The sequence below is a fragment of the Pseudomonas sp. SWRI154 genome (assembly GCF_014268645.1).
GTDB lineage: Bacteria > Pseudomonadota > Gammaproteobacteria > Pseudomonadales > Pseudomonadaceae > Aquipseudomonas > Aquipseudomonas marvdashtae.
In genome coordinates this window covers 120,201-143,777 of sequence record NZ_JABWQW010000013.1, presented here as the reverse complement: position 1 = coordinate 143,777, position 23,577 = coordinate 120,201, and the positions used below count along the sequence as shown (strand labels likewise).

The window sequence follows — 23,577 nt, the reverse complement described above, 5'->3', positions numbered from 1 at the left end:
GGGTTCGTACACTCAGGGCTCTATCACGCGCCGCCGGAGGCGAAGATGCAGCAGGTCCAGAGCGAAGGCGTGGTCAGCGCCATGTCCCAGGCGAAGGACGTCGAGCAGGTGGCTCAGGAACTGGCCCGGCAGCTGCTACACCCGTACCTGGGTTTCGTGCTGTTTTTCTGTTCCGCCGAATACGACTTGCCGGCCTTGGGCACTGCGCTGTCCCAGAGCTTTGGTGGGATCCGCCTTGTGGGCTGCACCAGTGCCGGGGAAATCACCCCCCAGGGTTATGGCCGCAACTGCGTGACGGCGGTGGGTTTCGATCATCGGCATTTTTCCATTGCCGCCGAACTGATCGGCGAGATGGAGCATTTCAGCCTGATCGATGCCCAACAGATGGTCGAGCGTTTGGCGGGTGGCTGCCGCAGCAATGCCCTGGCGCCGATCAAGGGCCATAGCTTTGCGCTGACTTTGCTCGACGGCCTGTCCAGTCGCGAGGAAATGGTGCTGGCCGCACTGAGTGCGGCCTTGGGCGATATCCCGCATTTCGGCGGTTCTGCCGGCGACGATAATTACCTGACCCACACTCACGTCTACTTCGAGGGCCAGTTCCACAGCGGCGCGGCCGTGGTGGTGCTGATCAACACCTGGCTGGAGTTCGAGGTGTTCACCACCCATCACATCCTGCCCCGGCAAGAGAAACTGGTGGTGACCGGTGCCGACAGCGCGTCGCGGCGAGTCTACGAACTCAATGCCGAACCCGCCGCCGAGGAATATGCCCGGCATATCGGCGTGCCGGTGAGCGCGCTCGACTACCGGGTCTTCGCCGCTCATCCCTTGGCCGTGCGCATCAACGACCAATACTATGTGCGCGCCATCCAGCAGGTGCACCCGGACCTGAGCCTGAGTTTTTATTGCGCGGTGGAGAACGGCATCGTCCTCACCGCCATGACTCCCGGGCCGTTGCTGCACAACTTGCAAAGTCTCTTCGACGGCTTGCAGGCGCGCCTCGGCGACGTGCTGCTGACCATCGGCTGCGACTGTTTCCTCAGGCGCCTGGAGCTGGAAAGTCGCGCGGGGCTGGAAGAGATTGGCCAGTTCCTGCGGGACCATCGGGTGATGGGCTTCAACACCTACGGAGAACAGTTTAATGGCATGCACATCAACCAGACCTTTACCGGAGTTGCCATTGCACGCCATCGCGTCCCCGGCCATCGCTGAGCTGCAGGCGCAGGTCGCCGCCCTGCAACATGAAAACCGCAAGCTGCGGCGCATCAACGACGCGCTGATCGAGCGGGTGGAATCCGGCGCTACCCGGGGCAACGATCCGTATGCGGCGTTCCATCACTCAGTGGTGCTCGCCGAGCAAGTCCGCGAGCGCACCGATGCCTTGAACCAGGCGATGGCCGAGCTCAAGGCCGGCAACCATTTACTGGGCGAAGCACGGCTGCGGGCGGAAACGGCGCATCGGCACCTGATCGATGCAATCGAAAGCATTTCCGATGCGTTCGTGCTGTTTGACGAACAGCAACGCATCGTCCTGTTCAACAGCCGCTTCAAGGCGTTCTGGGCCCACAGCCGGGTGCGGATCATCGCCGGGATGCGCCTTGGCGAGGTCAAGCGCCTGATGACCGCCAACGGCTTGTTCAGCGAGGAAACCCGCGGCCAGCCCGATGAACCGGTGCTGTACCGTTTGCAAAATGGCCGCTGGTTGCAGGTCAGCGAACGACCGACCCAGGAAGGCGGGCGGGTGATCCTGTTCACCGACATCACCGACGTCAAACTCAGCGAAACCGTGCGCCGCGAGCAGGCCATCGCGCAGAAATCCCACCTATTGCAGCGTGCCGTGGACAACCTTTCCCAAGGCGTGGCAATGGTCAACGCCCATGGCGTGCTGGAGCTATGGAACCGGCGCTTCCTGGAGCTCAGCGGCCTGGCACCAGTGGCGGCTCATCGGCCGTTCAACGAGGTGATCGCCGACAGTGAACTGCGGCTCCTGACCCCGGCCAGTCGCGACGGCAATGGCCGGCTGATCCACGAATGCGAGCAGCGCCTGTCCGATGGCCGCGTCCTGGAGGTCCGCACCCATCCGCTGCCCACCGGCGGCTACGTCAACACATTCACTGACATCACCGAGCGCTACCAGCATGCCGAGGCGCTGAGCGAAAGCGAGCGTTGGATCCGCCTGATCACCGATCATGTACCGGCGCTGATCGCCTATCTCAACGCCGACCTGGTCTACGAATTTACCAACAAGGTCTACGAGCAGTGGTATTGCTGGCCCCGTGGCGTGATGCTCGGCCAGAACCTGCGCGAAGCCCACAGTGAACAGCATTACCAGCGGCTGGAGGCATATGTGGCCCGGGCCTTGGCCGGCGAGAGTGTGACGTTCGAATTCGCCGAGACCAACATCAACAACCAGGAACGCTACATGTTGCGCTCCTACGTACCCAATCGGCTGGCCAGCGGCGAGGTGGTCGGTATCTTCGTGTTGATCCGCGACATCACCGAACGTCGTCGCACCGCCGAGGCACTGCACCAGGCCTACCAGAACCTGGAGCAACGCGTGCAAGAGCGCACGGCCGAACTGACCACTCTCAACGATCAGTTGCTGCGCGAGATCGAGGAGCGCAGCCGGGTGGAGCTGCGCCTGCGCGAGGCCAAGCGAGAGGCCGAGCGGGCCAACCTGTCGAAAACCAAATTTCTTGCGGCGGTCAGTCACGACCTGTTGCAACCGCTCAACGCGGCACGGCTGTTCACCAGCGCCTTGCTTGAACGCCGCGAACCGGTGGCGAACGCGCAACTGGTGCGCAACGTCAGCAATTCGTTGCAGGACGTCGAGAATCTGCTCGGCACGCTGGTGGACATTTCCAAACTCGATGCCGGCGTGATCATGCCCGACGTCGCACCGTTCGCCCTCAGTGAGCTGCTCGACAACTTGGCCGCCGAGTACGTCCAGGTCGCGCGCAGCGAGGGCCTGGCGCTGCGCTTTGTACCGTGTTCCGTGCTGGTGCGCAGCGATATCCAGTTGCTGGCGCGAATCCTGCGCAACCTGTTGAGCAACGCCATCCGCTACACCCCCCACGGGCGAGTGGTGCTGGGATGCCGGCGGCACGGTGATCGTGTATCGATCGAGGTCTGGGACACCGGCATCGGTATCGCCCAGAATCGGCTGGAGGAGATTTTCCAGGAATTCAAGCGCGGCGACGTCCAGCGGCCGGACCAGGATCGTGGGCTGGGCCTGGGACTTGCCATCGTCGAGAAAATCGCCGGCATCCTCGGCCACCGGATCCAGGTGTGCTCATGGCCGGGCAAAGGCTCGGTGTTCGCCGTCGAGGTGCCGACCAGCGCCACCGCGCCCAAGCCGCTGCCGTGCCTGGACATGAGCGAGCCGATGCTCGAGCGCCTGCGCGGGGCACGGGTATGGGTCCTGGATAACGACGCGGCGATCTGCGCTGGCATGCGCACGTTGCTGGAGGGTTGGGGCTGCCGGGTAGTCACGGCGCTGTCGGAGCAGGACCTGGCGCGGCAGGTGGATGGCTACCGTGCCGAAGCGGACCTGTTGATCGCCGATTATCATCTGGACCATGACCAGAACGGTGTGGATGCGGTTGCGCGGATCAACGCCTGCCGCACCTCACCGATCCCGGCCATGATGATCACCGCCAACTACAGCAATGAACTCAAACAGCAGATCCGCGAACGCGGCCACACGCTGATGCACAAGCCGGTGCGGCCGATGAAACTCAAGATTGCGATGAGTCATTTGTTGGGCGGATCAACCAGCCGTTAACTCAACCGCTCTTGTGGCGAGGGAGCAAGCTCCCTCGCCACAAGAGGGTTCTACCCTGAATCAATTGGTGTTCAGCGCCGCAAATAAGCCCCGAAATCGATATCCCCCGCACTGAGAATCGCCTGCACCCGGTTATGCACGTTGAGCTTGCGCAGGATCGCCGAGACGTGGGCTTTCACCGTGGTTTCGGCGATGTCCAGCGTGTAGGCGATCTGCTTGTTCGATTCGCCCTTGGTCATGCGCTCAAGCACCAGTAATTGCTTGCGTGTCAGGGCCTGGAGCAGTTCGGGCGGGAATGCCGGGGTTTCGTTCAGGCGTCGGCCGGTCGGGCTCTTCTGCGTACGGATGATGTTGGGCGGCAGGTAAACGTTGCCATTGAGGATCTGCTCGATGGCGTCGGTCATTTGCGAGCGCGGCGACGACTTGGTGATGAAACCCACCGCGCCATAAGTAATGGCCTGCAGGACGATCTGCTTGTCCTGCTCGGCGGAAACGATCACCACCGGGATGGTCGGCGCCTCGTTGCGCAGGTTGATCAGGCCGTTGAGACCGTGCATGCCGGGCATGTTCAGGTCCAGCAAGATCAGGTCCAGGTCGTCGTGTTCGCGGGTCAGCGCCAGGGCACTGTCCAGGTCGGCGGTTTCCATCACCTCGCTACCGGCGAAACCATCGCTGATCACGTTGTGGATGGCTTCGCGAAACAGTGGGTGATCGTCGGCTATCAGGATTTTATACATGGCCATTCACCTCGTTATTGTCGTGTTGGAGCTGTTGCGCACGCTTGCAGATCAAGGAAAGGGTTCGGGGCGGGCCGCTTGCACGGGCAGATCGGCCGCCTCCCATGCATCGAGGCCGTCGCGGTACCAATACACCTGTTTATAGCCCATGGCCGCAGCGCGTTTTACCGCGTTCCAGCTCAGCCAGCAATCGGAGCGGCAGTAAAAGACCAGCGGTTGATCCGCGTGCCCGGCGGTGGCTTTGCGCAAGTGAAAAGTGAAGTAATCCTGCCAGGTCGCATCCAGCTCGCCGTCGCCGGTATTGGCCAGCCACAGGCTGCCGGGGAGATTGGAATGAGGCTCTGTGTCAATGAAACGGCCTTGGACCCAGGGGCGACGGTAGACGTCGATCAACACCGGAGCGGGCGTTTGCCCGAGCAAACGCTGTAAGGCTTGGGTGTCAAGGGTTTGCGCGCCTTCGGCAGATGCTGGCGTCGGGCTGCGGTACTGAGTGAGGCGATAACCCGCTGCGGAAAACAGCGCGGTGTCAGCCTGCGCGACATTCAGCGACAGGCCCAGCAAGACAATCGCCAGCAAACGGGGCATAGGATTTATCCTTTTTGTTATGCGCCCATTACATGCCAGGGTCGAGGCCTTGTGAATGCGACCATAGACAGGAAAACCGCTACTAAAGTAGTAAATTCCCCTTCGTGCGGCCCCATCAGGCCTGGCTGGCCTTGCGCAACGCCGCATGCTGCGGATTGAACGTCCACACCGCCAGCAGCGCAAACACCAGCGTCAACCCCAGGCACACCGCCAGCGCCAGCAAGTTGAATTGCTCATACAAGGCAAACCGCACCAGTTCCACGCCATGGGTGAACGGGTTGACCGCGCACAGCCAATACAGCCAAGGGCTGGCCTCGAGCATTTTCCACAACGGGTAGAGCGCCGAAGACAGGAAGAACATCGGGAAGATGACGAAATTCATCACCCCGGCAAAGTTCTCCAGCTGGCGGATCGCATTCGAGAGCAACAAGCCCAGGGCGCTGAGCATCAAAGCCACCAGCAGCAGGGCCGGCAGGGCCGTCAGCAGGCCGATGGCCGGCGGCTGCACGCCGTACAACCAGGCGATGGCGAGAAAGGCGTAGACCTGCAACAGCGAGATCAGCGAGGTCGCCAGCAATTTGCTCGCCAGCAGGAACGCCCGGGGCAGGGGGCTGGTCAGCAATACGCGCATGCTGCCCATTTCCCGGTCATAGACCATCGATAGCGAACCCTGCATCCCATTGAACAACAGGATCATGCAGGCCAACCCTGGCACGATATACACCTCGTAGGGAATGTAGGTGTCGTAGGGCGCGATGATGGCGATGCCCAGCGCCGCGCGAAAGCCGGCGGCAAACACCAGCAGCCACAACAAGGGTCGCACCAGGGCGCTGAGCAACCGCGTGCGTTGCAGCACGAAGCGCAGCCATTCGCGCAGGACGATGCCGCTGAAGCACTGCCAATATGCGCTCATCGCGCGGCTCCTCCGGCGGTCAAGCGAGTGAAGGCCGAGCCGAGGCTGCCACCATGCCCAAGGCTTACGTCCTCAGCGCGACCGCTGGCGACCAGCCTTCCCTGGTGGACGATCAGCAAGTCGTCGCTGGGCTGCACTTCATCCAGCAGATGGGTGGTCCAAAGCACGCTGATGCCTTGTTCGCGACACAGCTGGCGAATATGTTCGCCCAGGGCCTGGCGACTGGCCGGGTCGAGGCCGACGCTCGGTTCGTCCAGCAGCAACAGTTGCGGTTCATGGAGCAGCGCGCGGGCGATCTCTACCCGGCGGCGATGCCCGCCGTTGAGGTCGCGGACCCGTTCATGGCGCCGCTCGGTCAACTGCTGGCGGGCCAGTTCGGCATCGACCCGGACGCCGCCCTGGCGTCGCGAAATACCCTGCAGCGCGAGGTGATAACGCAGGTTCTGCTCAATGCTCAGGTCCAGGTCAAGCGTGCTTTGCTGGAACACCACACCCAACTGGCGCAGGGCCTGGCGGGGCGAGGTTTGCAGCGAATGGCCGCCGACATGGACCGTGCCGCGCTGCACATCGTAGAGCCGCGTCAGCAGCGCAATCAGCGTCGACTTGCCAGCCCCGTTGGGCCCCAGCAGCGCGGCGAAACGCCCGGCGGGCAGGCTGAAACTCATCTGGCGCAAGGCTTCCCGGGCACCGTAGGCGAAGCCCAGGCCGCTGACTTGCAGCGCGTTCATGGCGTCACCACCACGCCCCAGGGATAGCGCCCGACCTTCACTGACTTGAGCACCTTGCGGCTTTGCACGTCGATCACCGAGACGTCGCCGCTGACGCCATTGGTCGCCAGCAATTGTTTCTGGTCCGGGGTGAACGCCAATTGCCAGACCCGTCTGCCCACCAGCAGGTAGTCCAGGACTTCGAAGGTTTTCGCGTCGATGACCGCCACGTGATTAGCCGGGCCCAGGGCGACGAACGCCAGCGCGCCGTCGGCACTGAGCTTGATGCCTACCGGCTGTACTTTGTCCGGGTGCACGCCTTTGATCTTGAAGGTCAGGGTCTTGAGGACCTGGCGCGTGGCAACGTCGAGAATGGTCAAGGTCCCGCCGATCTCCGCCGAGGCCCAGAGCTGTGTGCCGTCGCGATTGAATTCAACGAAGCGCGGGCGCTGGTCCACCAGGGTGTTGTCCGCCAGTGTCTGGGTGCTGGTGTCGATCCAGTGCAGCATGTTGGTGGTCTCGCTGGTGTTGACCGCCCATTTGCCGTCCGGGCTGACGGCCATGCCTTCCGGCTCGACGCCCACGCCGATCTGGCCCAGCACTTCGGAGGTCTGGGTGTCGATCACCGTGACCAGGGCGTCGTCTTCGTTGGAAACATAGAGCCAGCGGTCGTTGGGGTGCAAGGCAAACTGCTCCGGGTCTTTGCCGGAGGGCAGTTCCTTGATGATCTTGCGGGTGGCGACGTCCATGACCTGGACGCGGTCCGAATCGCTGGCGCAGATGTACAGCAAGCGATTGTCATGGGACAGCAGCAGGCCCCGGGGGCGCTGGCCGACCGGTAGGGTGTCGATGACTTGCAGGCTCTGCATGTCGATCAGGCTCAGGCTGTTGTCTTTTTCGTTGGAGACCCAGGCGATGCCAGCGGTGGCAGGGCCGGCAATCAGCAGCGCGGCGCCGAGGGCAAGCATCTGGCAGAAAAGAGCGGGTTGAAACGGCGTGCGGCGCATGGCGTTTTCCTTATTGTTGTTATCGATCAGGGGTAGCGGCAGCTCACTTCAGGCCGGTCATGGCCCAGGCTGTCCATTTCGTTGAAAGGGTGCAGGAAGCCGTCTTGGGGCGAGGTGCTGACCAATGCCCTTGGCTGCACCAGCGCGATGGGTTGGCGCAACTGGCCGTTCCAGGGCCGATAGCTGAGCTTGCGGCCCTTGAACCCGTCCAGGGGCAGTTGGTCGCTGAGGGCCAGTTGGCGGATGGCGAGCGGGTCGTCCTGGCGCAGCTTGCTGACGGCGGCGGCGATGCTGCGCACGGCGATCCAGGCGGCAAAGTCGCGATCGTTCATCCAGCGCCCGGCGAGGGCTTCGAAGCGTTTTTGCAACTGCGCCGCGCCGTAGGTCTCGACGGTCTTGTGCCAGCCGGTGGGCGTCAGGCCCTGAGTACCGGCTACCGGGCGTGGACACCAGGTCTGGTAAGGCACATATTCGCCGAAGTCGCCACGCTCGTCGGCCACCAGCACCACGTCGTACTCGGCGGTCTGGGTGAACAGCGGCATGTCGGCCTGGGCGCTGCGCCGCTGGTCGTTGTCGAAGTGCCAAGCCTTCTCGGCGACGATCTTCATGCCGAAGCGTTTCATGGCCCGGCGCAGGGCGCTGGCGTAGGCCTGGTCTTCAGGCGTCTGGCCGACGATCAGCAAGGCCCGTTGCCATTTGCGCACGACGCTGAACTGGATCAGCGCATCGGCCAGCGTCGCCCGGTCGGGCAGGCTGTGCAGCACGTTGCTCAGGCAGTCGGTGCTGCGCAGGCTGTCATCGGGGCTGCCTGCGTTGAACAGCAGGCTGTCGGGCAAGGCGGCGCTGAGTTGGCGCAGGTTCGCCGCCGGCGCATTGACCACAAACAGGCGCAGGCCTTGCTCATGCTGGGCGCGAGCGGCCTCGAGCAGGGCTTGGGGACTGTCGACGCTGGCGCTTTCGAGGCGATAGTCATGCTTGAGGAAACGCCCCGTGCTGTTGCTGTCGATGATCGCCAGCTCGGCCCCGCGCAGCCCGGCATCGGCAGGCTCGGCGATCACGTTGGACAACAGCGGGCCAGCGTCGGGCTGGTAACCGAGGTAGCCGATGCGCACTTGCAACGGCACGGCATCGCCGGCTTGCACAGTGGTCGCTGCCAGCAGGGATACCAAGGCGTAACTGACGAGCCGGCGCATAAGACCTCCATTGCGGGTAGCGCCAGCATAGGAAGGCCGCGGCCTCGGGGAAATATGTAGAAAGTACCGCCGGGGCAGTACCAAGGTAGTAAATCGCCCCGGGCCTTGGGGTTCTAGGATGCAGATAATCGTCATTCGCACAGCGGATTGCTGTGAATCAGGAAATGGATTGCGAGCTATGTCAGCCCTCTGGCGAATCAATCTTTGGGTCACGATTTTTTTCGCCCTGGTTACCCTGGCGTACGCAACGCTGCTGTTGCACCAGGCCATGGCCGATGTGAAACGCGAATTGCAATCGGCCGAGTCGGTGGTGCACTACCTGAGCGAAACCGCCCAGCGCGACCCGGCCGGCCTTCAGTCACGACTCACCGGCAGCCTGCGTCACGTGCGGGTGCGCTGGTTGGCGCCAGGGGAGACGTCCCCAGCGGCCGAGGACGGGGTGAAAGCCTGGGCAGGGCGGCGGTTATTGGCCGACGGCCCCGCTGCTCAAGTGGTGAATCTGGATGACGGTCGTCGGGCCTGGATTGCCGTGGATCCTCGGGATGAAATCGACGAGATCCTCGACTCCCTGGCGCAACTGCTCGGGGTCTGCGCGATGGCCTTGCTGGTCAGCTTGTTGGTGATCCGCTGGGCGGTGCGCCGGGGTATGCGTTTGCTTGATGAATTGCTCCATGCGCTGCATCAGGTGTCCGCCGGGGACCTGCAGGTGAACTTGCCGGCCGGAGGCGTTTCGGAGGCCCAACGGCTGGCGGAGCATTTCAACCGGATGACCGCCGCCCTGGCCCAGGCCCGAGCGGACAATACCCGACTGACCCAGGCGTTGTTGGCGGTGCAGGAGAAGGAGCGCACGCAACTGGCGCAGACTCTTCACGATGACCTCGGCCAATACGTGGCGGGCATCCGCGCGCGAGCGTGCCTGTTGCAAATGGTGATCGATCAACCGCTGGTACTTGAGCGCGCGGCCAGTGAGCTGGAAGAACACTGCAATCATTTGCAGCAGGGCTTTCGCGCGTTGGTGCACGACTTGTACCCCGTGGTGTTGCAGCACCTGCCGCTGTGCGAGGCGATCGGGATGTTGGCGCGGCAATGGCAGGATAGCCAGGGCATCGCTTGTCAATTACGGATCGATGGCGTGCTGCCGTCGTTGTCCGCACCGAACAATGTCCATCTGTATCGCCTGTTGCAGGAAGCACTGACCAACATCGCCCGGCATGCCGGAGCCCGCCAGGTACGGATCCGGATTCAGCACCGCACGGGGCGTTTGCGGCTGCTGGTACGCGATGACGGCTGTGGCGCGACGCAACCGGCCCGACCGGGCATGGGCCTGCATTCGATGGCCGAACGGGCGCGAAGCCTGGGCGGTGAGCTGCGCATCATCAGTCGACCTGGCGCCGGATGGGCGCTGGCCTTGAATATTGCGCTGGAGGTGTGATGAACATTTTATTGGTGGACGACCACGCGGTGGTTCGGCAGGGCTATGCCAGCCTGTTGCGGGCACTGATGCCGGAACTGCACGTCCGCGAAGCGGCTTCGGGAGAAGAGGCGCTGAGCCAGGTGCAAGAGCAGGTGCCAAACCTGGTGATCATGGATTTTGGCCTGCCGGGCATCAGCGGCCTGGAAACTACCCGGCGCCTGCGCCAACGCCTGCCGCAGCTGCGGGTCTTGTTCTTCAGCATGCACGACGAATTGCCCTTGGTCCGCCAGGCACTGGACGCTGGCGCCGCAGGCTACCTGACCAAGAATTGCGCGCCGCCAATCCTGGTGGAAGCGGTGAGACGCGTGCTGGCCGGCCATGCCTATATCGAGCAAACCCTGGCCACCCAATTGGCCTGCGCCGGCAACCGCAACGATGTGGATCCGCGCCTGCAATCGATGACCCAGCGCGAATTGGAAATCTTCGTGATGCTCGCCAAGGGTACCCCGGCGCGTACCATCGCCGAACAGCTGTGCATCAGCGCCAAGACCGTGTCCAACCATCTCACGCTGCTCAAGAGCAAGCTGCAGGTCAGCTCCCATACCGAGTTGGTGCATTTGGGAATCGACATGGGCGTGGTGCGGATTGCCGGGTAAATCCAGGCAATGCAGATCAACTGTGGCGAGGGAGCTTGAAGTGCGCCCCAAAACCAGACACCGCGGATATGCCAGATAAACCGCGTCGGCCGGCTTGCGACTGCTGCGCAGCCGAGCGGGAGCAAGATCCCTTGCCACAGGGGTTCTGCGTCAACGATCCCAAGTCGTCGGGCAACCGGTGCAACCCTGCATGTTCGCATCCTGGAAATTCCCATAATGCTGGCGAGAGCCACTGAGGTTGGCCTGTTCGAGGTTGCTTTCGCCAAGCTTCACTTCCTGCAGATTGGCATCGCGCAGGTCCGCGCCCTTGAGGTCGGCTTTGCTCAGCCAAGCCATTTCCAGGTCGGCGGCTTGCAGGTTGGCAGCGTGGAGCCGGGCGCCGGACAAGCGGGCGAACTGCAAATAGGCGCCGCTCAGGTCGGACCGCTGGAACTGCGCGCCCTGGGCAAACAGCCCCCAGCCCTGGATTGCCTTGAGCGTCGCACCGCTGAAGTCCGCCAGGCGCAGGTTGCTCTGTTGCAGGTTTGCTCGGTTCAGGTTGGCGCCTTGCAGTTGGGCTTTCTCCAGGTTGGCCAGGTCCAGTCGGGCGTGACGCAAGTCGGCATCGCGCAGGTCTGCGCCGCTGAGATTCATCTTGCGCAGGTCCTGGTTCGTCAGATTCGCCCCTCGCAGGTCGGCGCCGGGGCATTGGCTGGCTTCGGCGATGACGCAGCCATTGATCGTCAGCGGAACGTCGGGGGTGTCGGCGTGGGCCTGGGTACCGACGAGCAACAACACAAAAGACAAATATTTCATGGCGAGAACTCAATGGTTGTGGGGGGGCGAAGCAGACTCGCTCCCCCACAGAGGATTGGAGTTATTGCTTGGCCGTCGCCTTATCCCAACTCGGTATCTTGAACACCCAGAACGAACCACCTTGGGCGACCGGTTTGGTCAGCTCGGCCATGTCGCCGCCCCACAGCGGCACGGCGCCGCCATAACCGACGGTCACGCCGATGTATTGCTCGCCGTCCTGCTCCCAGGTGACGGGCGGGGAAACGATGCCGCTGCCGGTCTGGAACTTCCACAGCTCCTTGCCGGTTTTCGCATCGAAGGCCTTGAAGAAGCCGTCGCCAGTGCCGGTGAACACCAGGTTGCCCTTGGTCGCCAGCACGCCGGCCCACAGCGGTAGCGGTTCCTTGTGCTCCCACACGACTTTACCGGTGGTGGGGTTCATCGCCCGCAGGCTACCGACGTGATCGTCGTACATGCGCTTGATGCGAAACCCCATGCCGAGGTAGGCCGAGCCTTTCTTGTAGCTCACTTCTTCGGTCCAGTACTCCTCTTTCCACTGGTTGCCGGGGACGTAGAACAAGCCGGTGTCCTGGCTGTAGGCCATGGGGTTCCAGTTCTTGCCACCGAGGAAGGGCGGCGAGACCTCCACCGGCTTGCCTTTGGTCTCGCCGGGCAATGGCTTGGCCGGACGCTGGCCGGGATTCTCCACCGGACGACCGGACTTGAGGTCGATGTGGCTGGCCCAAGTGATGTTGTCGACAAAGGGGAAGGCGTTCTGCAGCTTGCCGTTGTTGCGGTCCACTACGTAGAAGAACCCGTTGCGGTCGGCGTGGGCGGTGGCTTTCACCACGTTGCCGTCCTTGTCCTTGTAGTCGAACAGCACCAACTCGTTGTTGCCGGAGAAATCCCAGGCGTCATTAGGGGTGTGTTGGTAGAACCACTTCACTTGGCCAGTGCTCGGGTCGACACCGACCTGGCCGGAAGTGTAGAGACTGTCGTAATCGTGGGGATTGCCGTCCTTGGCCGTGCGCGCCCAGGTGTTCCAGGGGCCGGGGTTGCCCGCGCCGACGATGATCGTGTTGGTCTCGGGATCGAAACTGGCGCTCTGCCAAGGCGCGCCGCCGCCGTGGCTCCACGCTTCGACCTTGCCGGTCTCGGTGGTCTTGTCGTCAGGCCAGGACGGGGCCTTGACGTCGCCGGTCGGCGTGCTGTCCTTGCCATTGAGGCGGCCCATATGGCCTTCGACAAACGGGCGCATCCAGACTTCTTCGCCAGTGTCCGGGTCGCGGGCGAACAGTTGCCCGACCACGCCGAACTCGTCGCCGGAACTGCCGTGGATCAGCAGCACCTTGCCGCTGGTCTTGTCCTTGATCAGCACCGGGGCGCCGGTCATGGTGTAGCCGCCGGCGTGATCGCCGAACTTCTTGTTCCACACCACCTTGCCGGTGTTTTTGTCCAGGGCGACCACCCGCGCGTCCAGCGTCCCGAAATAGATCTTGTCGCCATAGATCGCCGCGCCTCGGTTAACCACGTCGCAGCATGGGCGGATGTTGTCCGGCAGACGGTGGTTATAGGTCCACAGGCGCTTGCCGGTCCTGGCGTCGAGGGCGAATACCCGCGAGTAGGAGCCCGTCACGTACACCACGCCGTCACTGATGATGGCCTGGGATTCCTGGCCGCGCTGCTTTTCGTCGCCAAACGAATACGACCAGGCCGGAGTGAGCTTGAACACGTTTTTGTCATTGACCTGGGCCAGCGGGCTCCAGCGCTGGGCATTGGTGCCCATGCCGTATTGCAGCACGTCCTGGGTGGTCAGGTGGTCGTTGGCGATGTCTTCCCAGGTAACGGCGGCGTTCGCCTGCGGGCCCAGGGCCAGGCTGCCGGCCAGCAGCAAGGCGACGGTCAGGGAGGAGAGGGCAGGTAGCGTTTTTATTGTCATGGTGGGATTTCCCAGTGAGGTTTTGGCCTGACTAGGTTCGGGGCTGGCAAGCCTGTCCGATACGGAAAAAGTCCCGCCCTTGCCGGGAAGATTTCCCAAACCGACTGTATTTGCGACTTGAGTCGGATGGCCCGCTACCAAGGGAGTAGAACGCGGCCACCAAAGCAGCATTCGGCTGGTGGCGAGCGGTTCCTAAGATGACGGCACGGCTTCCTTGCAGAAGCCTGCGTGCAATCTGAGAGGGCATAACAATGACAACAAAACGCAACGCCATCATCGCTACCGCATTGCTGATAGGGCTGGCTGGCGCAGGCTCGGTATGGGCTCATGGCAACGTAGTGCCCCAGGCAGTGGAAACTCAAGGTCTGACACCGATCAAGGACACCAACCTGCCGTTGGACGCCGATGGGTGGGCAGCGCAGAACCCGTATCGCAATGCTCCCGAGCGAGACAAAGCCGTGGAAATTGGTGCCTCGGCCTATAACCAGAACTGCGCGGCTTGCCATGGCCTGGAAGCCAAGTCCGGCGGGATCGCCCCGGACCTGCGCATGCTCGACGCGGCCGAGGCCGGTGATGAGTGGTTCGTGGAGCGCGTGCGTCACGGCGCGGTGCGCGACGGCCGCGTCTACATGCCAAAAATGGCCGATTACTTGAGCCAGGAAGCCTTGTGGGCGGTGCGCACGTACCTTGACAGCGTGCATGTCGAGGAGTGATTGCCATGCGCCTGTTCCCGTGGCTGATGTGCGGCCTGCTGCTGTGGGGCCAGGCGGTGCAGGCGCAAGTGCGTAGCTACGATCAGATGATCGCCGCTGGCGAACTGAAGGTCGCGGTCTACAGGGACTTCGCGCCCTACAGTTTTGAAGACCAGGGCCAGCCCCGGGGCGTGGACGTGGAATTGGTACAGGCCTTGGCCCAGGCGCTCGGCGTGCGCCTGAAACTGATCTGGGCGCCACCCGGCGAAAAGCTCGACGACGACCTGCGCGACTATATCTGGCGTAGCAGTCCGCTGCACGACCGACAACTGGCCGACCTGATGATGCGGGTTCCGTACGATCACGATTACGTCCAGAGGCGCAACGACATCGGCGAGCTGGAAAATGCCCAGGTGGTGATGTTCGGACCGTACCAGCAGGAATGCTGGCAGGTGGCATACGACCGGCGTCGGCTGGATTCGGTCGGCAGCGTCGCGGTGTTCCAGCAGCACCCCATTGGCGTTGAAGTCGACAGCGTACCGTCGTTCTACCTAACGTCTGTGTTCAACGGCATGCTCGGTGCCAAGACCCGCCACTATCCCAGCGTTGCCAAAGCCTTCACTGCCATGCAAGCGGCGGAAGTGGATGCAGTGATGGCGATGCGAGGGGAAATCGATTGGCAGGTGCACCGAGCGGCCGATCCGCAATTGGCGCTGGCCGAAAACGCTTACCCGAACATGGGCAAGCAACGCTGGGAAATCGGCATGGCGGTGCATGAAAGCAACCGGCAACTGGCCTATGCGGTGGAAGAGGCGCTGGAAGCGTTGATACGCGACGGCAGCCTCAAGGCCATCTATACCCGATACGGCCTGCGTTACGAAGTCCCCGAAATGTACCAATAGGAGCGCAGGGATGAACTGGCGAGCGTATGGCCTGCTGTTGGGGTGCCTGCCGTGGCTGGCGATGGCGGTGGAGCCGGGTAAGGATCCCGTGCCCTCGGTGATGTGGGCCTTCTACCACAAACAATTGCTCGCCGACGCGCCCTTTGTGTTCGACGAGCGGGTACGCGTGTTGGCGCCGCCCTTCGCCGAGGATGCGCGCCAGGTGCCGCTGGAAATCGATGCGCGGGCGTTCACTGGCGACGTCGTGCGCGTACTGGCCTGGGCCGAGTTGAATCCCTTGCCGAAAATCGTCGATTTCCAGCCATCCGAGAGGGTGCTGCCCTGGCTCTCGGTCCGCATTCGCATCGAGCAGGCCACCCCATTGCGCGCCGCCGTGCAAACCCGTGACGGGTTGTGGCACGTCGGCTCGACCCTGATCGACGCGGCCGGCGGCGGTTGCACCGCGCCCAGCGTCGTGCGCACGCAGCCGGGCTGGGAGGAACACCTGGGCGAAGTACTGGGCGGCCGTTATCCACGCGGGGATTCGAGTCGCCTGCGCCTGCAGATCGCTCACCCCATGGACAATGGCCTGGTGAGCGGCATCCCGGAATTTTTCATCAATCAGGCGCGACTGCTGGACGTCGATGGCCTGCAACTGGCGAGCCTGGAGCTGTTTCCGGCAGTCAGCGAAAACCCCAACCTGGGCTTCGACATCAAGGGCCCCGGGCAGACCCGCCTGGTATTGCGCGACAACAGCGGCAACGAATTCGAAGCGGCAATTCCCTGATCAAAAGGAGCACACCATGCGCTGGTTGTTGCTGATCTGCCTTGGGCTGTGCCTGCCGGCGTGGTCCTCCACCGATTATTCCCTCAAGCCTCGGCAGATCGCCGAGGGCACGTGGCTGCTGGAGGGCAGCACCGATAATTTCGCCAAGGCCAACGGCGGCAACATCGTCAACACGGCGTTCATCGTCACCGCCGCTGGAGTGGTGGTCATCGACACCGGGCCGTCGAAGCGTTATGGCGAGGCGTTGCGCCAAGCCATTGCCGCGACCACTGACAAACCGCTGATCCAGGTGCTGATGACCCATCACCATCCGGATCATGTACTGGGCAACCAGGCGTTCAGCGACGTGCCCATCGGCGCGTTGGCCGGCACCACCGACCTGCTGCGCCAGCAGGGCGATGCGATGGCCGAGAACATGTACCGGCTGGTAGGGGACTGGATGCGCGGCACCGAGGTGGTGCTGCCGACTCAGGTGCTGGAACCCGGCACGCTGAAAGTCGGCGACCATTCGCTGCGCCTGCTAGCGCTTGCCGGGCACACCGGGGCGGATCTGGCGATCTTCGATGAAACCACCGGTGTGCTGTTCGCTGGTGACCTGGTGTTTTACGAGCGCGCCCTGACCACACCGAACAGTCCTGGGCTGGATGTCTGGCTCAAGGACCTGGAGACCTTGCGGGCTTTGCCTTGGAAACAGATCGTGCCCGGCCACGGACCGGTGGCGAGCGATGCCCGGCCTTTTGCGCAAATGCGCGACTACCTGGGCTGGCTCGACCAACTGATGCGCGACGGCGCGGCGCGCGGCGATGACATGGCCGAGATGATCCGCAGCCCCATTCCCGAACGCTTTGCCGGGATCAGCCTGAGTCGTTATGAATTGATTCGCAGCGTCAGTCATCTGTATCCGCGTTATGAGCGGGCGGGGATGAAGCGGGTGGATACCCGCGACCCTGGCTGAGCACACATCTCTATGGTTTCCATGTGTACCAAGGAACTAGAAAACTCAGCACAGCGGGCAATTGTTGGCAGCGGCCCCTGGCCCAAGAATCTGTGGCAGACCGGGAAAATTTCCCGGGTATAACAATAACCGCAGAGGTAGCCGCCATGACCCATCCCGCACGTCGCCAACCCTTCGCCGTGAACCTGCTGCTCAGTGCCATGCTGCTGTCCGGTTCGGCCTTGGCCGCCGTGACCGACCAGGAAATTCTCCAGGACCCGAAAAACCCGCAACAGGTCGTGACCAACGGCCTGGGCGTGCAGGGCCAGCGCTATAGCCCGCTCGATACCCTGAACGTCAACAACGTCAAGGACCTGCGGCCGGTCTGGGCGTTCTCCTTCGGCGGCGAAAAGCAGCGCGGCCAGCAAGCCCAGCCGATGATCAAGGACGGGGTGATGTACCTCACCGGTTCCTATTCGCGGGTATTCGCGGTGGACGCCCGTAGTGGCAAGAAACTCTGGCAATACGACGCGCGTCTTCCAGACGACATCCGTCCTTGCTGTGATGTGATCAACCGTGGCGTGGCGCTGTATGGCGACCTGGTGTTCTTCGGCACCCTCGACGCCAAGCTGGTGGCCCTGAACAAGGACACCGGCAAGGTGGTGTGGAGCAAGAAGGTCGCTGACCATAAGGAAGGTTATTCCATCAGCGCCGCGCCCATGGTTGTGAATGGCAAGCTCATCACCGGCGTTGCGGGGGGCGAGTTCGGCGTGGTCGGTCAGATCAGCGCCTACGATCCGAAGAATGGCGAGCTACTGTGGACCCGTCCGACCGTGGAAGGCCACATGGGTTATGTCTATAAGGATGGCAAGGCGGTGGAGAACGGAATCTCCGGCGGCGAAGCCGGCAAGACCTGGCCCGGCGATCTCTGGAAAACCGGCGGTGCGGCGCCTTGGCTGGGCGGCTACTACGACCCGGAAACCAACCTTTTGCTGTTCGGCACCGGCAACCCGGCACCGTGGAACTCTCACCTGCGTCCTGGCGACAACCTCTATTCCTCGTCCCGCCTGGCGTTGAACCCGGACGACGGCAGCATCAAATGGCACTTCCAGAGCACGCCGCACGACGGCTGGGATTATGACGGCGTCAACGAGCTGATCTCGTTCAACTACAAGGACGGCGGCAAGGACATCAAGGCTGCGGCGACCGCCGACCGTAATGGCTTCTTCTACGTGCTTGATCGCACCAACGGCAAGTTTATCCGTGGCTTCCCGTTCGTTGACAAGATCACTTGGGCATCTGGCCTGGACAAGGACGGGCGGCCGATCTATGTCGAGTCCAGCCGTCCGGGTGCACCGGGCAGCGAAGCCAAGGGCAGCTCGGTGTTCGTCGCACCGGCGTTCCTCGGCGCGAAGAACTGGATGCCGATGGCCTACAACCAAGACACTGGCCTGTTCTACGTGCCGTCCAATGAATGGGGCATGGACATCTGGAACGAAGGCATCGCCTACAAGAAGGGCGCGGCGTTTCTCGGCGCCGGTTTCACTATCAAGCCGCTGAACGAGGACTACATCGGCGTGCTGCGGGCCATCGATCCGAAGACCGGCAAGGAAGTCTGGCGTCACAAGAACTTCGCGCCGCTGTGGGGCGGTGTGTTGACCACCAAGGGCAACCTGGTTTTCACCGGCACGCCTGAAGGCTTCCTGCAGGCCTTTAATGCCAAGACCGGCGAAAAAGTCTGGGAATTCCAGACCGGCTCCGGCGTGCTCGGCTCGCCCATCACTTGGGAAATGGACGGCGAGCAATACGTCTCGGTGGTCTCGGGCTGGGGCGGCGCGGTGCCGCTGTGGGGCGGCGAGGTGGCCAAGCGGGTGAAGGACTTCAACCAGGGCGGCATGCTCTGGACCTTCAAGTTGCCGAAAGAGCTAGTGGCTAAACGCTAAAACCTGCGGAGAACCGTGGCGAGGGAGCTTGCTCCCGCTCGATTGCGCAGCAATCGCAAAATGTCGGGTCTGCTGCGCAGCCCAGCGGGAGCAAGCTCCCTCGCCACAGGTATCTGCGCTGGCCTTGAGCTTGAAACCTACGACCAAATAACGAGAGTCCCCCTGCCAACGACGCATTCGTCCACCGCGCGGGGCTCTCTACCATCGGCCTATCGCCTGTCCCGCGACAGGCATCGACCAGGCAGAGGCCCATCATGATCTACGCACAACCCGGAACCCCAGGCGCCGTCGTTTCCTTCAAGCCGCGCTATGGCAACTTCATCGGCGGTGAGTTCGTCGCGCCGGTCAACGGCGACTACTTCACCAACACCTCGCCGGTCAATGGCGAAGTCATCGGCGAATTCCCACGCTCCGGTGCCGCCGACATCGACAAGGCCCTGGACGCGGCCCATGCCGCGGCCGACGCCTGGGGCAAGACCTCGGTCCAGGATCGTTCCCTGGTGCTGTTGAAAATCGCCGACCGCATCGAGCAGTACCTGGAAGTCCTGGCCGTCGCTGAAACCTGGGACAACGGCAAGGCCGTGCGCGAAACCCTCAATGCCGACGTGCCGCTGTCGGCTGACCATTTCCGTTATTTCGCCGGCTGCATCCGCGCCCAAGAGGGCGGGGCCGCCGAGATCAACGAACTGACCACGGCCTATCATTTCCACGAGCCCCTGGGCGTGGTCGGGCAGATCATCCCGTGGAACTTCCCGCTGCTGATGGCCGCCTGGAAACTCGCCCCGGCCCTGGCCGCCGGCAACTGCATCGTGCTCAAGCCAGCGGAGCAGACGCCGCTGTCGATCACCGTGTTCATGGAACTGATCGCCGACCTGCTGCCGGCCGGTGTCTTGAATATTGTCCATGGCTTTGGTCGCGAGGCCGGTGAAGCCTTGGCCACCAGCAAGCGCATCGCCAAGATTGCCTTCACCGGCTCCACCCCGGTGGGCTCGCACATCATGAAATGCGCGGCCGAGAACATCATTCCGTCCACCGTGGAGCTGGGCGGCAAGTCGCCGAACATCTTCTTCGAAGACATCATGCAGGCCGAGCCGGCGTTCATCGAGAAGGCCGCCGAGGGCCTGGTTCTGGCGTTCTTCAACCAGGGCGAAGTCTGCACCTGCCCATCTCGGGCGTTGGTGCAGGAATCGATCTACGTGCCGTTCATGGCCGAGGTCATGAAGAAAATCGCCAGGATCAAGCGCGGCAATCCCCTGGACACCGAGACCATGGTCGGCGCCCAGGCGTCCCAGCAGCAATACGATAAGATCCTTTCGTACCTGGACATCGCCCGGGAAGAGGGCGCCGAGCTGCTCACCGGCGGAGCGGCCGAACGTCTTGAAGGCGATCTGTCGAGCGGTTATTACATCCAGCCGACCCTGCTCAAGGGCCACAACAAGATGCGCGTGTTCCAGGAAGAAATCTTCGGCCCGGTGGTGGGCGTGACCACGTTCAAGGACGAAGCCGAAGCCCTGGCGATTGCCAACGACACCGAGTTCGGCCTTGGCGCCGGCCTCTGGACCCGCGACATCAACCGCGCCTACCGCATGGGCCGGGCGATCAAGGCCGGTCGCGTGTGGACCAATTGCTACCACCTGTACCCGGCGCATGCTGCGTTCGGCGGCTACAAGAAGTCCGGCGTGGGCCGTGAGACGCACAAGATGATGCTCGACCACTATCAGCAGACCAAGAACCTGCTGGTGAGCTACGACGTCAATCCGTTGGGATTTTTCTGACGGCCTGTACTACCAACGCACCCCACCCATTGCTCCGAAAGTAGCATTCGAGCCTTGGCTGGCCCATGCATTAATGACCCTGCCGGAATCGCCCGGTACAAGAAGAGGAAAGACCCATGTGGACTAAACCCGCGTACACCGACCTGCGTATTGGCTTTGAAGTGACGATGTACTTCGCCAACCGATGAGTGCCGGCCCGGCCAGGCGCGATCTGGCCGGGCTACCTATTGGTCTGATTGCATTCACGGCGGGATGCTTTAGGCTCAGGGTATGTCAAGACAATAAGAACAGGCTTACCGATGAGCCCCCCCGAAAAAATGAGCCTCAGTCCGCTGCGCAAGTTCGTTTCCCCAGAAATCATGTTCGGTGCCGGTTGCCGGCACAATGTCGGCAATTACGCCAAGACCTTCGGTGCCCGCAAGGTGCTGGTGGTCACCGACCCCGGGGTCATCGCCGCCGGTTGGGTCGGTGACGTCGAAGCCAGCCTGCAAGCCCAGGGCATCGACTATTGCATCTACAGCGCGATCTCTCCCAATCCCCGCGTGGAAGAAGTAATGCTCGGCGCCGAGATGTACCGTGAGAACCACTGCGACGTCATCGTCGCGGTCGGTGGCGGCAGCCCCATGGACGGCGGCAAGGCGATTGGCATCGTCGTCGCCCATGGTCGCAGCATCCTCGATTTCGAAGGCGTCGACACGCTCTACATGCCGAGCCCGCCGCTGATCCTGATTCCCACCACGGCCGGCACTTCGGCGGACGTGTCGCAGTTCGTCATCATTTCCAACCAGCAAGAACGCATGAAGTTTTCCATCGTCAGCAAGGCGGCGGTGCCCGATGTGTCGTTGATCGACCCGGAAACCACCCTGAGCATGGACCCGTTCCTGTCGGCCTGTACCGGCATCGATGCGCTGGTGCATGCCATTGAGGCATTCGTCTCCACCGGTCACGGACCGCTGACCGATCCCCACGCCTTGGAAGCGATGCGCCTGATCAACAACAACCTGGTGCAGATGATTGCCAACCCGGCGGACGTCGCCCTGCGCGAAAAAATCATGCTCGGCAGCATGCAGGCGGGATTGGCGTTCTCTAACGCAATTCTCGGCGCAGTGCATGCGATGTCCCATAGCCTGGGCGGTTTCCTCGACCTGCCTCATGGACTGTGCAATGCGGTGCTGGTGGAGCACGTGGTGGCGTTCAACTACACCTCGGCACCGGACCGTTTCAAAGTGATCGCCGAGACGCTGGGCATCGATTGCCGCGGGCTCAATCATCGACAGATCCGCACCCGGTTGGTGGAACACCTGATCGCGCTCAAGCGCACCATCGGTTTCCACGAAACCCTCGGGCTGCACGGCGTCAGCACCTCGGATATTCCGTTCCTGTCACAACATGCGATGCATGACCCGTGCATCCTCACCAATCCTCGGGAGTCGAGCCAGCGGGATGTCGAGGTCGTCTATGGCGAAGCCCTCTGACGAACAGCAAAAAGCCCTGGCCGGGCTGCTGGGGCTGGGCAACCACTCGACACGCAAGAGTCACTACCCGGAGCTCGCGGCGCGCCTCGATGAATTGGAGCAAGCCCGGCATCACCTGCAACAGCTCAACGACCAATTGGAGCAGCGGGTGGCCGAGCGCACCGATGCGCTGCTGGAGGCCAACCATAACCTGCAACAACAGATCGCCCAGCGCGAGCTGGTCGAGCAACAGCTGCGCGATGCGCGCGACGCCGCCCAGGCCGCCAATCGCAGCAAGGACAAATACCTGGCCGCCGCCAGCCATGACCTGTTGCAGCCGCTCAACGCCGCGCGGCTGCTGATCGCCACGTTGCGTGAACGCACCTTGCCGGCCGCCGAGCATGTGTTGGTGGAGCGCACGCATCAGGCGCTGGAAGGGGCGGAAGACCTGCTCACCGACCTGCTGGACATTTCCCGGCTGGATCAGGCTGCCGTCAGGCCCGATCTGGCACCGTACCGGCTGGATGAGCTGCTCGCGCCGCTGGTGTCGGAGTTTCAATCGGTAGCCGGTGCCGCGGGCCTGGACCTGCGGGTGCGGTTTGCCGATGAGGCGGTGTTGACTGACCTGCGGTTGATGACGCGGATCCTGCGCAACCTGCTCAGCAACGCGTGTCGCTACACCGACCAGGGCGGCATTCTGCTGGCGGCGCGGCGTCGGGGAGGGCGCGTGAGCCTGGAAGTCTGGGACACCGGGCGGGGCATCGCTGCGGATTGCCTGGAGTCGATTTTCCTCGAGTTCAACCAATTGGATGTCGGCCGAGCGGCGGATCGCAAGGGCGTGGGCCTGGGACTGGCGATTGTCGAGCGTATCGCCCATGTCCTCGGTTATCGCGTGCAGGTGCGCTCGCGTCCAGGACGCGGCTCGGTGTTCAGCATCGAGGTGCCGCTGTCCGCCGAGCGACCGCTGCCCATATCACTGATTCCTGCGCAGGCGGTTACCGGCAATCCGCTACCGGGCCGTCGCCTGTTGGTTATCGACAACGAGGTGAGCATCCTGCAAAGCATGGCGGCGCTGCTGGGGCAGTGGGGCTGCGAGGTATTGACAGCCACCGACGAAGCGGGCGCCTTCGACGTGCTGCAAGGCCGCGCCCCAGAGTTGGTCCTGGCGGATTTTCATCTCGACCATGGGGTAGTCGGCTGCGAGGTGGTCAAGCATCTGCGCGAGCATTTCCAGCAGGCAATCCCGGCGGTGATCATTACCGCCGATCGCAGCGACCAATGCCGCCGTGCCTTGCGCAAACTGAATGCGCCGCTGCTGAACAAACCGGTCAAGCCCGGCAAGCTGCGGGCGGTGTTGAGTCAGATACTCGGGTAGTCGAGCCCGCACGTCTGAGGGACGATCAGA

Annotated in this window: 21 protein-coding genes; 13 read left to right on the top strand and 8 right to left on the bottom strand. The window is 62.8% G+C overall.

What is annotated here, in order from left to right; all coding sequences use genetic code 11:
* The first annotated feature begins 45 nt into the window (after positions 1-45).
* A complete protein-coding gene (gene nosP / locus HU806_RS14225) occupies positions 46-1,209 on the top strand; it encodes a nitric oxide-sensing protein NosP (RefSeq protein ID WP_186611986.1) in 1,164 nt (387 codons plus the stop codon).
* Complete coding sequence (gene nahK, locus HU806_RS14220; protein ID WP_186611985.1) at positions 1,139-3,781, top strand: hybrid sensor histidine kinase/response regulator NahK/ErcS'; 2,643 nt, start codon at positions 1,139-1,141, stop codon at positions 3,779-3,781. Before nosP ends, nahK begins: the two co-directional genes overlap by 71 nt.
* A gap of 71 nt (positions 3,782-3,852) precedes the next feature.
* Here nahK and HU806_RS14215 read toward each other — a convergent pair whose 3' ends face one another.
* From HU806_RS14215 to pedA1, 6 genes are all read right to left on the bottom strand, one after another.
* Positions 3,853-4,518 carry a response regulator transcription factor gene (locus tag HU806_RS14215; RefSeq protein ID WP_186611984.1) on the bottom strand — a complete coding sequence of 222 codons (666 nt, stop codon included), beginning with the start codon at positions 4,516-4,518 and terminating at the stop codon, positions 3,853-3,855.
* A 51-nt stretch (positions 4,519-4,569) separates the two neighbouring features.
* Complete coding sequence (locus HU806_RS14210) at positions 4,570-5,103, bottom strand: PQQ-dependent catabolism-associated CXXCW motif protein (protein WP_186611983.1); 534 nt, start codon at positions 5,101-5,103, stop codon at positions 4,570-4,572.
* A 115-nt stretch (positions 5,104-5,218) separates the two neighbouring features.
* The gene (gene pedC / locus HU806_RS14205; protein WP_186611982.1) at positions 5,219-6,016 is read right to left on the bottom strand and encodes a lanthanide ABC transporter permease protein PedC; all 798 of its coding nucleotides are present in this window, start codon (positions 6,014-6,016) and stop codon (positions 5,219-5,221) included.
* Positions 6,013-6,744 carry a lanthanide ABC transporter ATP-binding protein PedB/LutE gene (gene pedB, locus HU806_RS14200; protein ID WP_186611981.1) on the bottom strand — a complete coding sequence of 244 codons (732 nt, stop codon included), beginning with the start codon at positions 6,742-6,744 and terminating at the stop codon, positions 6,013-6,015. The genes pedC and pedB overlap by 4 nt, the downstream gene beginning before the upstream one ends.
* Positions 6,741-7,730, bottom strand: coding sequence for a YVTN family beta-propeller repeat protein (locus HU806_RS14195; RefSeq protein ID WP_186611980.1), 990 nt, complete (start codon positions 7,728-7,730; stop codon positions 6,741-6,743). The genes pedB and HU806_RS14195 overlap by 4 nt, the downstream gene beginning before the upstream one ends.
* 26 nt (positions 7,731-7,756) lie before the next feature.
* Entirely contained in the window at positions 7,757-8,923 is a 1,167-nt protein-coding gene (gene pedA1 / locus HU806_RS14190; RefSeq protein WP_186611979.1) for a lanthanide ABC transporter ABC transporter substrate-binding protein PedA1, read from the bottom strand.
* Between the two features lie 178 nt (positions 8,924-9,101).
* Here pedA1 and HU806_RS14185 point away from each other — a divergent pair, with 178 nt between their 5' ends.
* Positions 9,102-10,355, top strand: coding sequence for a sensor histidine kinase (locus HU806_RS14185; protein WP_186611978.1), 1,254 nt, complete (start codon positions 9,102-9,104; stop codon positions 10,353-10,355).
* Positions 10,355-10,993 (top strand): response regulator, encoded by a 639-nt coding sequence (locus tag HU806_RS14180; protein WP_186611977.1) that lies wholly within the window; start codon positions 10,355-10,357, stop codon positions 10,991-10,993. Before HU806_RS14185 ends, HU806_RS14180 begins: the two co-directional genes overlap by 1 nt.
* 150 nt (positions 10,994-11,143) lie before the next feature.
* On the opposite strand, the gene HU806_RS14175 is transcribed toward HU806_RS14180, so the two are convergent.
* Together HU806_RS14175 and exaA are read right to left on the bottom strand one after the other, a co-directional pair.
* Entirely contained in the window at positions 11,144-11,788 is a 645-nt protein-coding gene (locus HU806_RS14175; RefSeq protein WP_186611976.1) for a pentapeptide repeat-containing protein, read from the bottom strand.
* 61 nt (positions 11,789-11,849) lie between these two features.
* On the bottom strand, positions 11,850-13,706 hold the full coding sequence (gene exaA, locus HU806_RS14170) for a quinoprotein ethanol dehydrogenase (protein ID WP_186611975.1): 1,857 nt from the start codon (positions 13,704-13,706) through the stop codon (positions 11,850-11,852).
* A 251-nt stretch (positions 13,707-13,957) separates the two neighbouring features.
* Between exaA and pedF the strand changes: the two genes are divergently transcribed.
* From pedF to HU806_RS14125, 9 genes are all read left to right on the top strand, one after another.
* The gene (gene pedF / locus HU806_RS14165) at positions 13,958-14,419 is read left to right on the top strand and encodes a cytochrome c-550 PedF (RefSeq protein ID WP_186611974.1); all 462 of its coding nucleotides are present in this window, start codon (positions 13,958-13,960) and stop codon (positions 14,417-14,419) included.
* Positions 14,420-14,424: 5 nt separating this feature from the next.
* Positions 14,425-15,300: a substrate-binding periplasmic protein gene (locus tag HU806_RS14160; RefSeq protein WP_186611973.1), complete on the top strand. Its 876-nt coding sequence runs from the start codon at positions 14,425-14,427 to the stop codon at positions 15,298-15,300.
* A 10-nt stretch (positions 15,301-15,310) separates the two neighbouring features.
* On the top strand, positions 15,311-16,066 hold the full coding sequence (locus HU806_RS14155; RefSeq protein WP_186611972.1) for a quinoprotein dehydrogenase-associated SoxYZ-like carrier: 756 nt from the start codon (positions 15,311-15,313) through the stop codon (positions 16,064-16,066).
* A gap of 16 nt (positions 16,067-16,082) precedes the next feature.
* Positions 16,083-17,021: a quinoprotein relay system zinc metallohydrolase 1 gene (locus HU806_RS14150; RefSeq protein ID WP_186611971.1), complete on the top strand. Its 939-nt coding sequence runs from the start codon at positions 16,083-16,085 to the stop codon at positions 17,019-17,021.
* 146 nt (positions 17,022-17,167) lie between these two features.
* Positions 17,168-18,943, top strand: a complete 1,776-nt coding sequence (locus tag HU806_RS14145) for a PQQ-dependent methanol/ethanol family dehydrogenase (protein ID WP_186611970.1) — start codon at positions 17,168-17,170, stop codon at positions 18,941-18,943.
* 254 nt (positions 18,944-19,197) lie between these two features.
* Positions 19,198-20,718, top strand: coding sequence for an acetaldehyde dehydrogenase ExaC (exaC, locus tag HU806_RS14140; RefSeq protein WP_186611969.1), 1,521 nt, complete (start codon positions 19,198-19,200; stop codon positions 20,716-20,718).
* 116 nt (positions 20,719-20,834) lie between these two features.
* Positions 20,835-20,906 (top strand): pyrroloquinoline quinone precursor peptide PqqA, encoded by a 72-nt coding sequence (gene pqqA / locus HU806_RS14135; RefSeq protein ID WP_003243383.1) that lies wholly within the window; start codon positions 20,835-20,837, stop codon positions 20,904-20,906.
* A gap of 129 nt (positions 20,907-21,035) precedes the next feature.
* Entirely contained in the window at positions 21,036-22,193 is a 1,158-nt protein-coding gene (gene ercA / locus HU806_RS14130) for an alcohol dehydrogenase-like regulatory protein ErcA (RefSeq protein WP_186612009.1), read from the top strand.
* Positions 22,177-23,547 carry an ATP-binding response regulator gene (locus tag HU806_RS14125; RefSeq protein WP_186611968.1) on the top strand — a complete coding sequence of 457 codons (1,371 nt, stop codon included), beginning with the start codon at positions 22,177-22,179 and terminating at the stop codon, positions 23,545-23,547. The genes ercA and HU806_RS14125 overlap by 17 nt, the downstream gene beginning before the upstream one ends.
* Positions 23,548-23,577 lie beyond the last annotated feature (30 nt).

Coding starts and splice junctions, on each gene's coding strand:
- nosP (WP_186611986.1), top strand. CDS start 46: ATGCAGCAGGTCCAGAGCGAAGGCGTGGTCAGCGCCATGTCCCAGGCG.
- nahK (WP_186611985.1), top strand. CDS start 1,139: ATGGCATGCACATCAACCAGACCTTTACCGGAGTTGCCATTGCACGCC.
- HU806_RS14215 (WP_186611984.1), bottom strand. CDS start 4,518: ATGTATAAAATCCTGATAGCCGACGATCACCCACTGTTTCGCGAAGCC.
- HU806_RS14210 (WP_186611983.1), bottom strand. CDS start 5,103: ATGCCCCGTTTGCTGGCGATTGTCTTGCTGGGCCTGTCGCTGAATGTC.
- pedC (WP_186611982.1), bottom strand. CDS start 6,016: ATGAGCGCATATTGGCAGTGCTTCAGCGGCATCGTCCTGCGCGAATGG.
- pedB (WP_186611981.1), bottom strand. CDS start 6,744: ATGAACGCGCTGCAAGTCAGCGGCCTGGGCTTCGCCTACGGTGCCCGG.
- HU806_RS14195 (WP_186611980.1), bottom strand. CDS start 7,730: ATGCGCCGCACGCCGTTTCAACCCGCTCTTTTCTGCCAGATGCTTGCC.
- pedA1 (WP_186611979.1), bottom strand. CDS start 8,923: ATGCGCCGGCTCGTCAGTTACGCCTTGGTATCCCTGCTGGCAGCGACC.
- HU806_RS14185 (WP_186611978.1), top strand. CDS start 9,102: ATGTCAGCCCTCTGGCGAATCAATCTTTGGGTCACGATTTTTTTCGCC.
- HU806_RS14180 (WP_186611977.1), top strand. CDS start 10,355: ATGAACATTTTATTGGTGGACGACCACGCGGTGGTTCGGCAGGGCTAT.
- HU806_RS14175 (WP_186611976.1), bottom strand. CDS start 11,788: ATGAAATATTTGTCTTTTGTGTTGTTGCTCGTCGGTACCCAGGCCCAC.
- exaA (WP_186611975.1), bottom strand. CDS start 13,706: ATGACAATAAAAACGCTACCTGCCCTCTCCTCCCTGACCGTCGCCTTG.
- pedF (WP_186611974.1), top strand. CDS start 13,958: ATGACAACAAAACGCAACGCCATCATCGCTACCGCATTGCTGATAGGG.
- HU806_RS14160 (WP_186611973.1), top strand. CDS start 14,425: ATGCGCCTGTTCCCGTGGCTGATGTGCGGCCTGCTGCTGTGGGGCCAG.
- HU806_RS14155 (WP_186611972.1), top strand. CDS start 15,311: ATGAACTGGCGAGCGTATGGCCTGCTGTTGGGGTGCCTGCCGTGGCTG.
- HU806_RS14150 (WP_186611971.1), top strand. CDS start 16,083: ATGCGCTGGTTGTTGCTGATCTGCCTTGGGCTGTGCCTGCCGGCGTGG.
- HU806_RS14145 (WP_186611970.1), top strand. CDS start 17,168: ATGACCCATCCCGCACGTCGCCAACCCTTCGCCGTGAACCTGCTGCTC.
- exaC (WP_186611969.1), top strand. CDS start 19,198: ATGATCTACGCACAACCCGGAACCCCAGGCGCCGTCGTTTCCTTCAAG.
- ercA (WP_186612009.1), top strand. CDS start 21,036: ATGAGCCTCAGTCCGCTGCGCAAGTTCGTTTCCCCAGAAATCATGTTC.
- HU806_RS14125 (WP_186611968.1), top strand. CDS start 22,177: ATGGCGAAGCCCTCTGACGAACAGCAAAAAGCCCTGGCCGGGCTGCTG.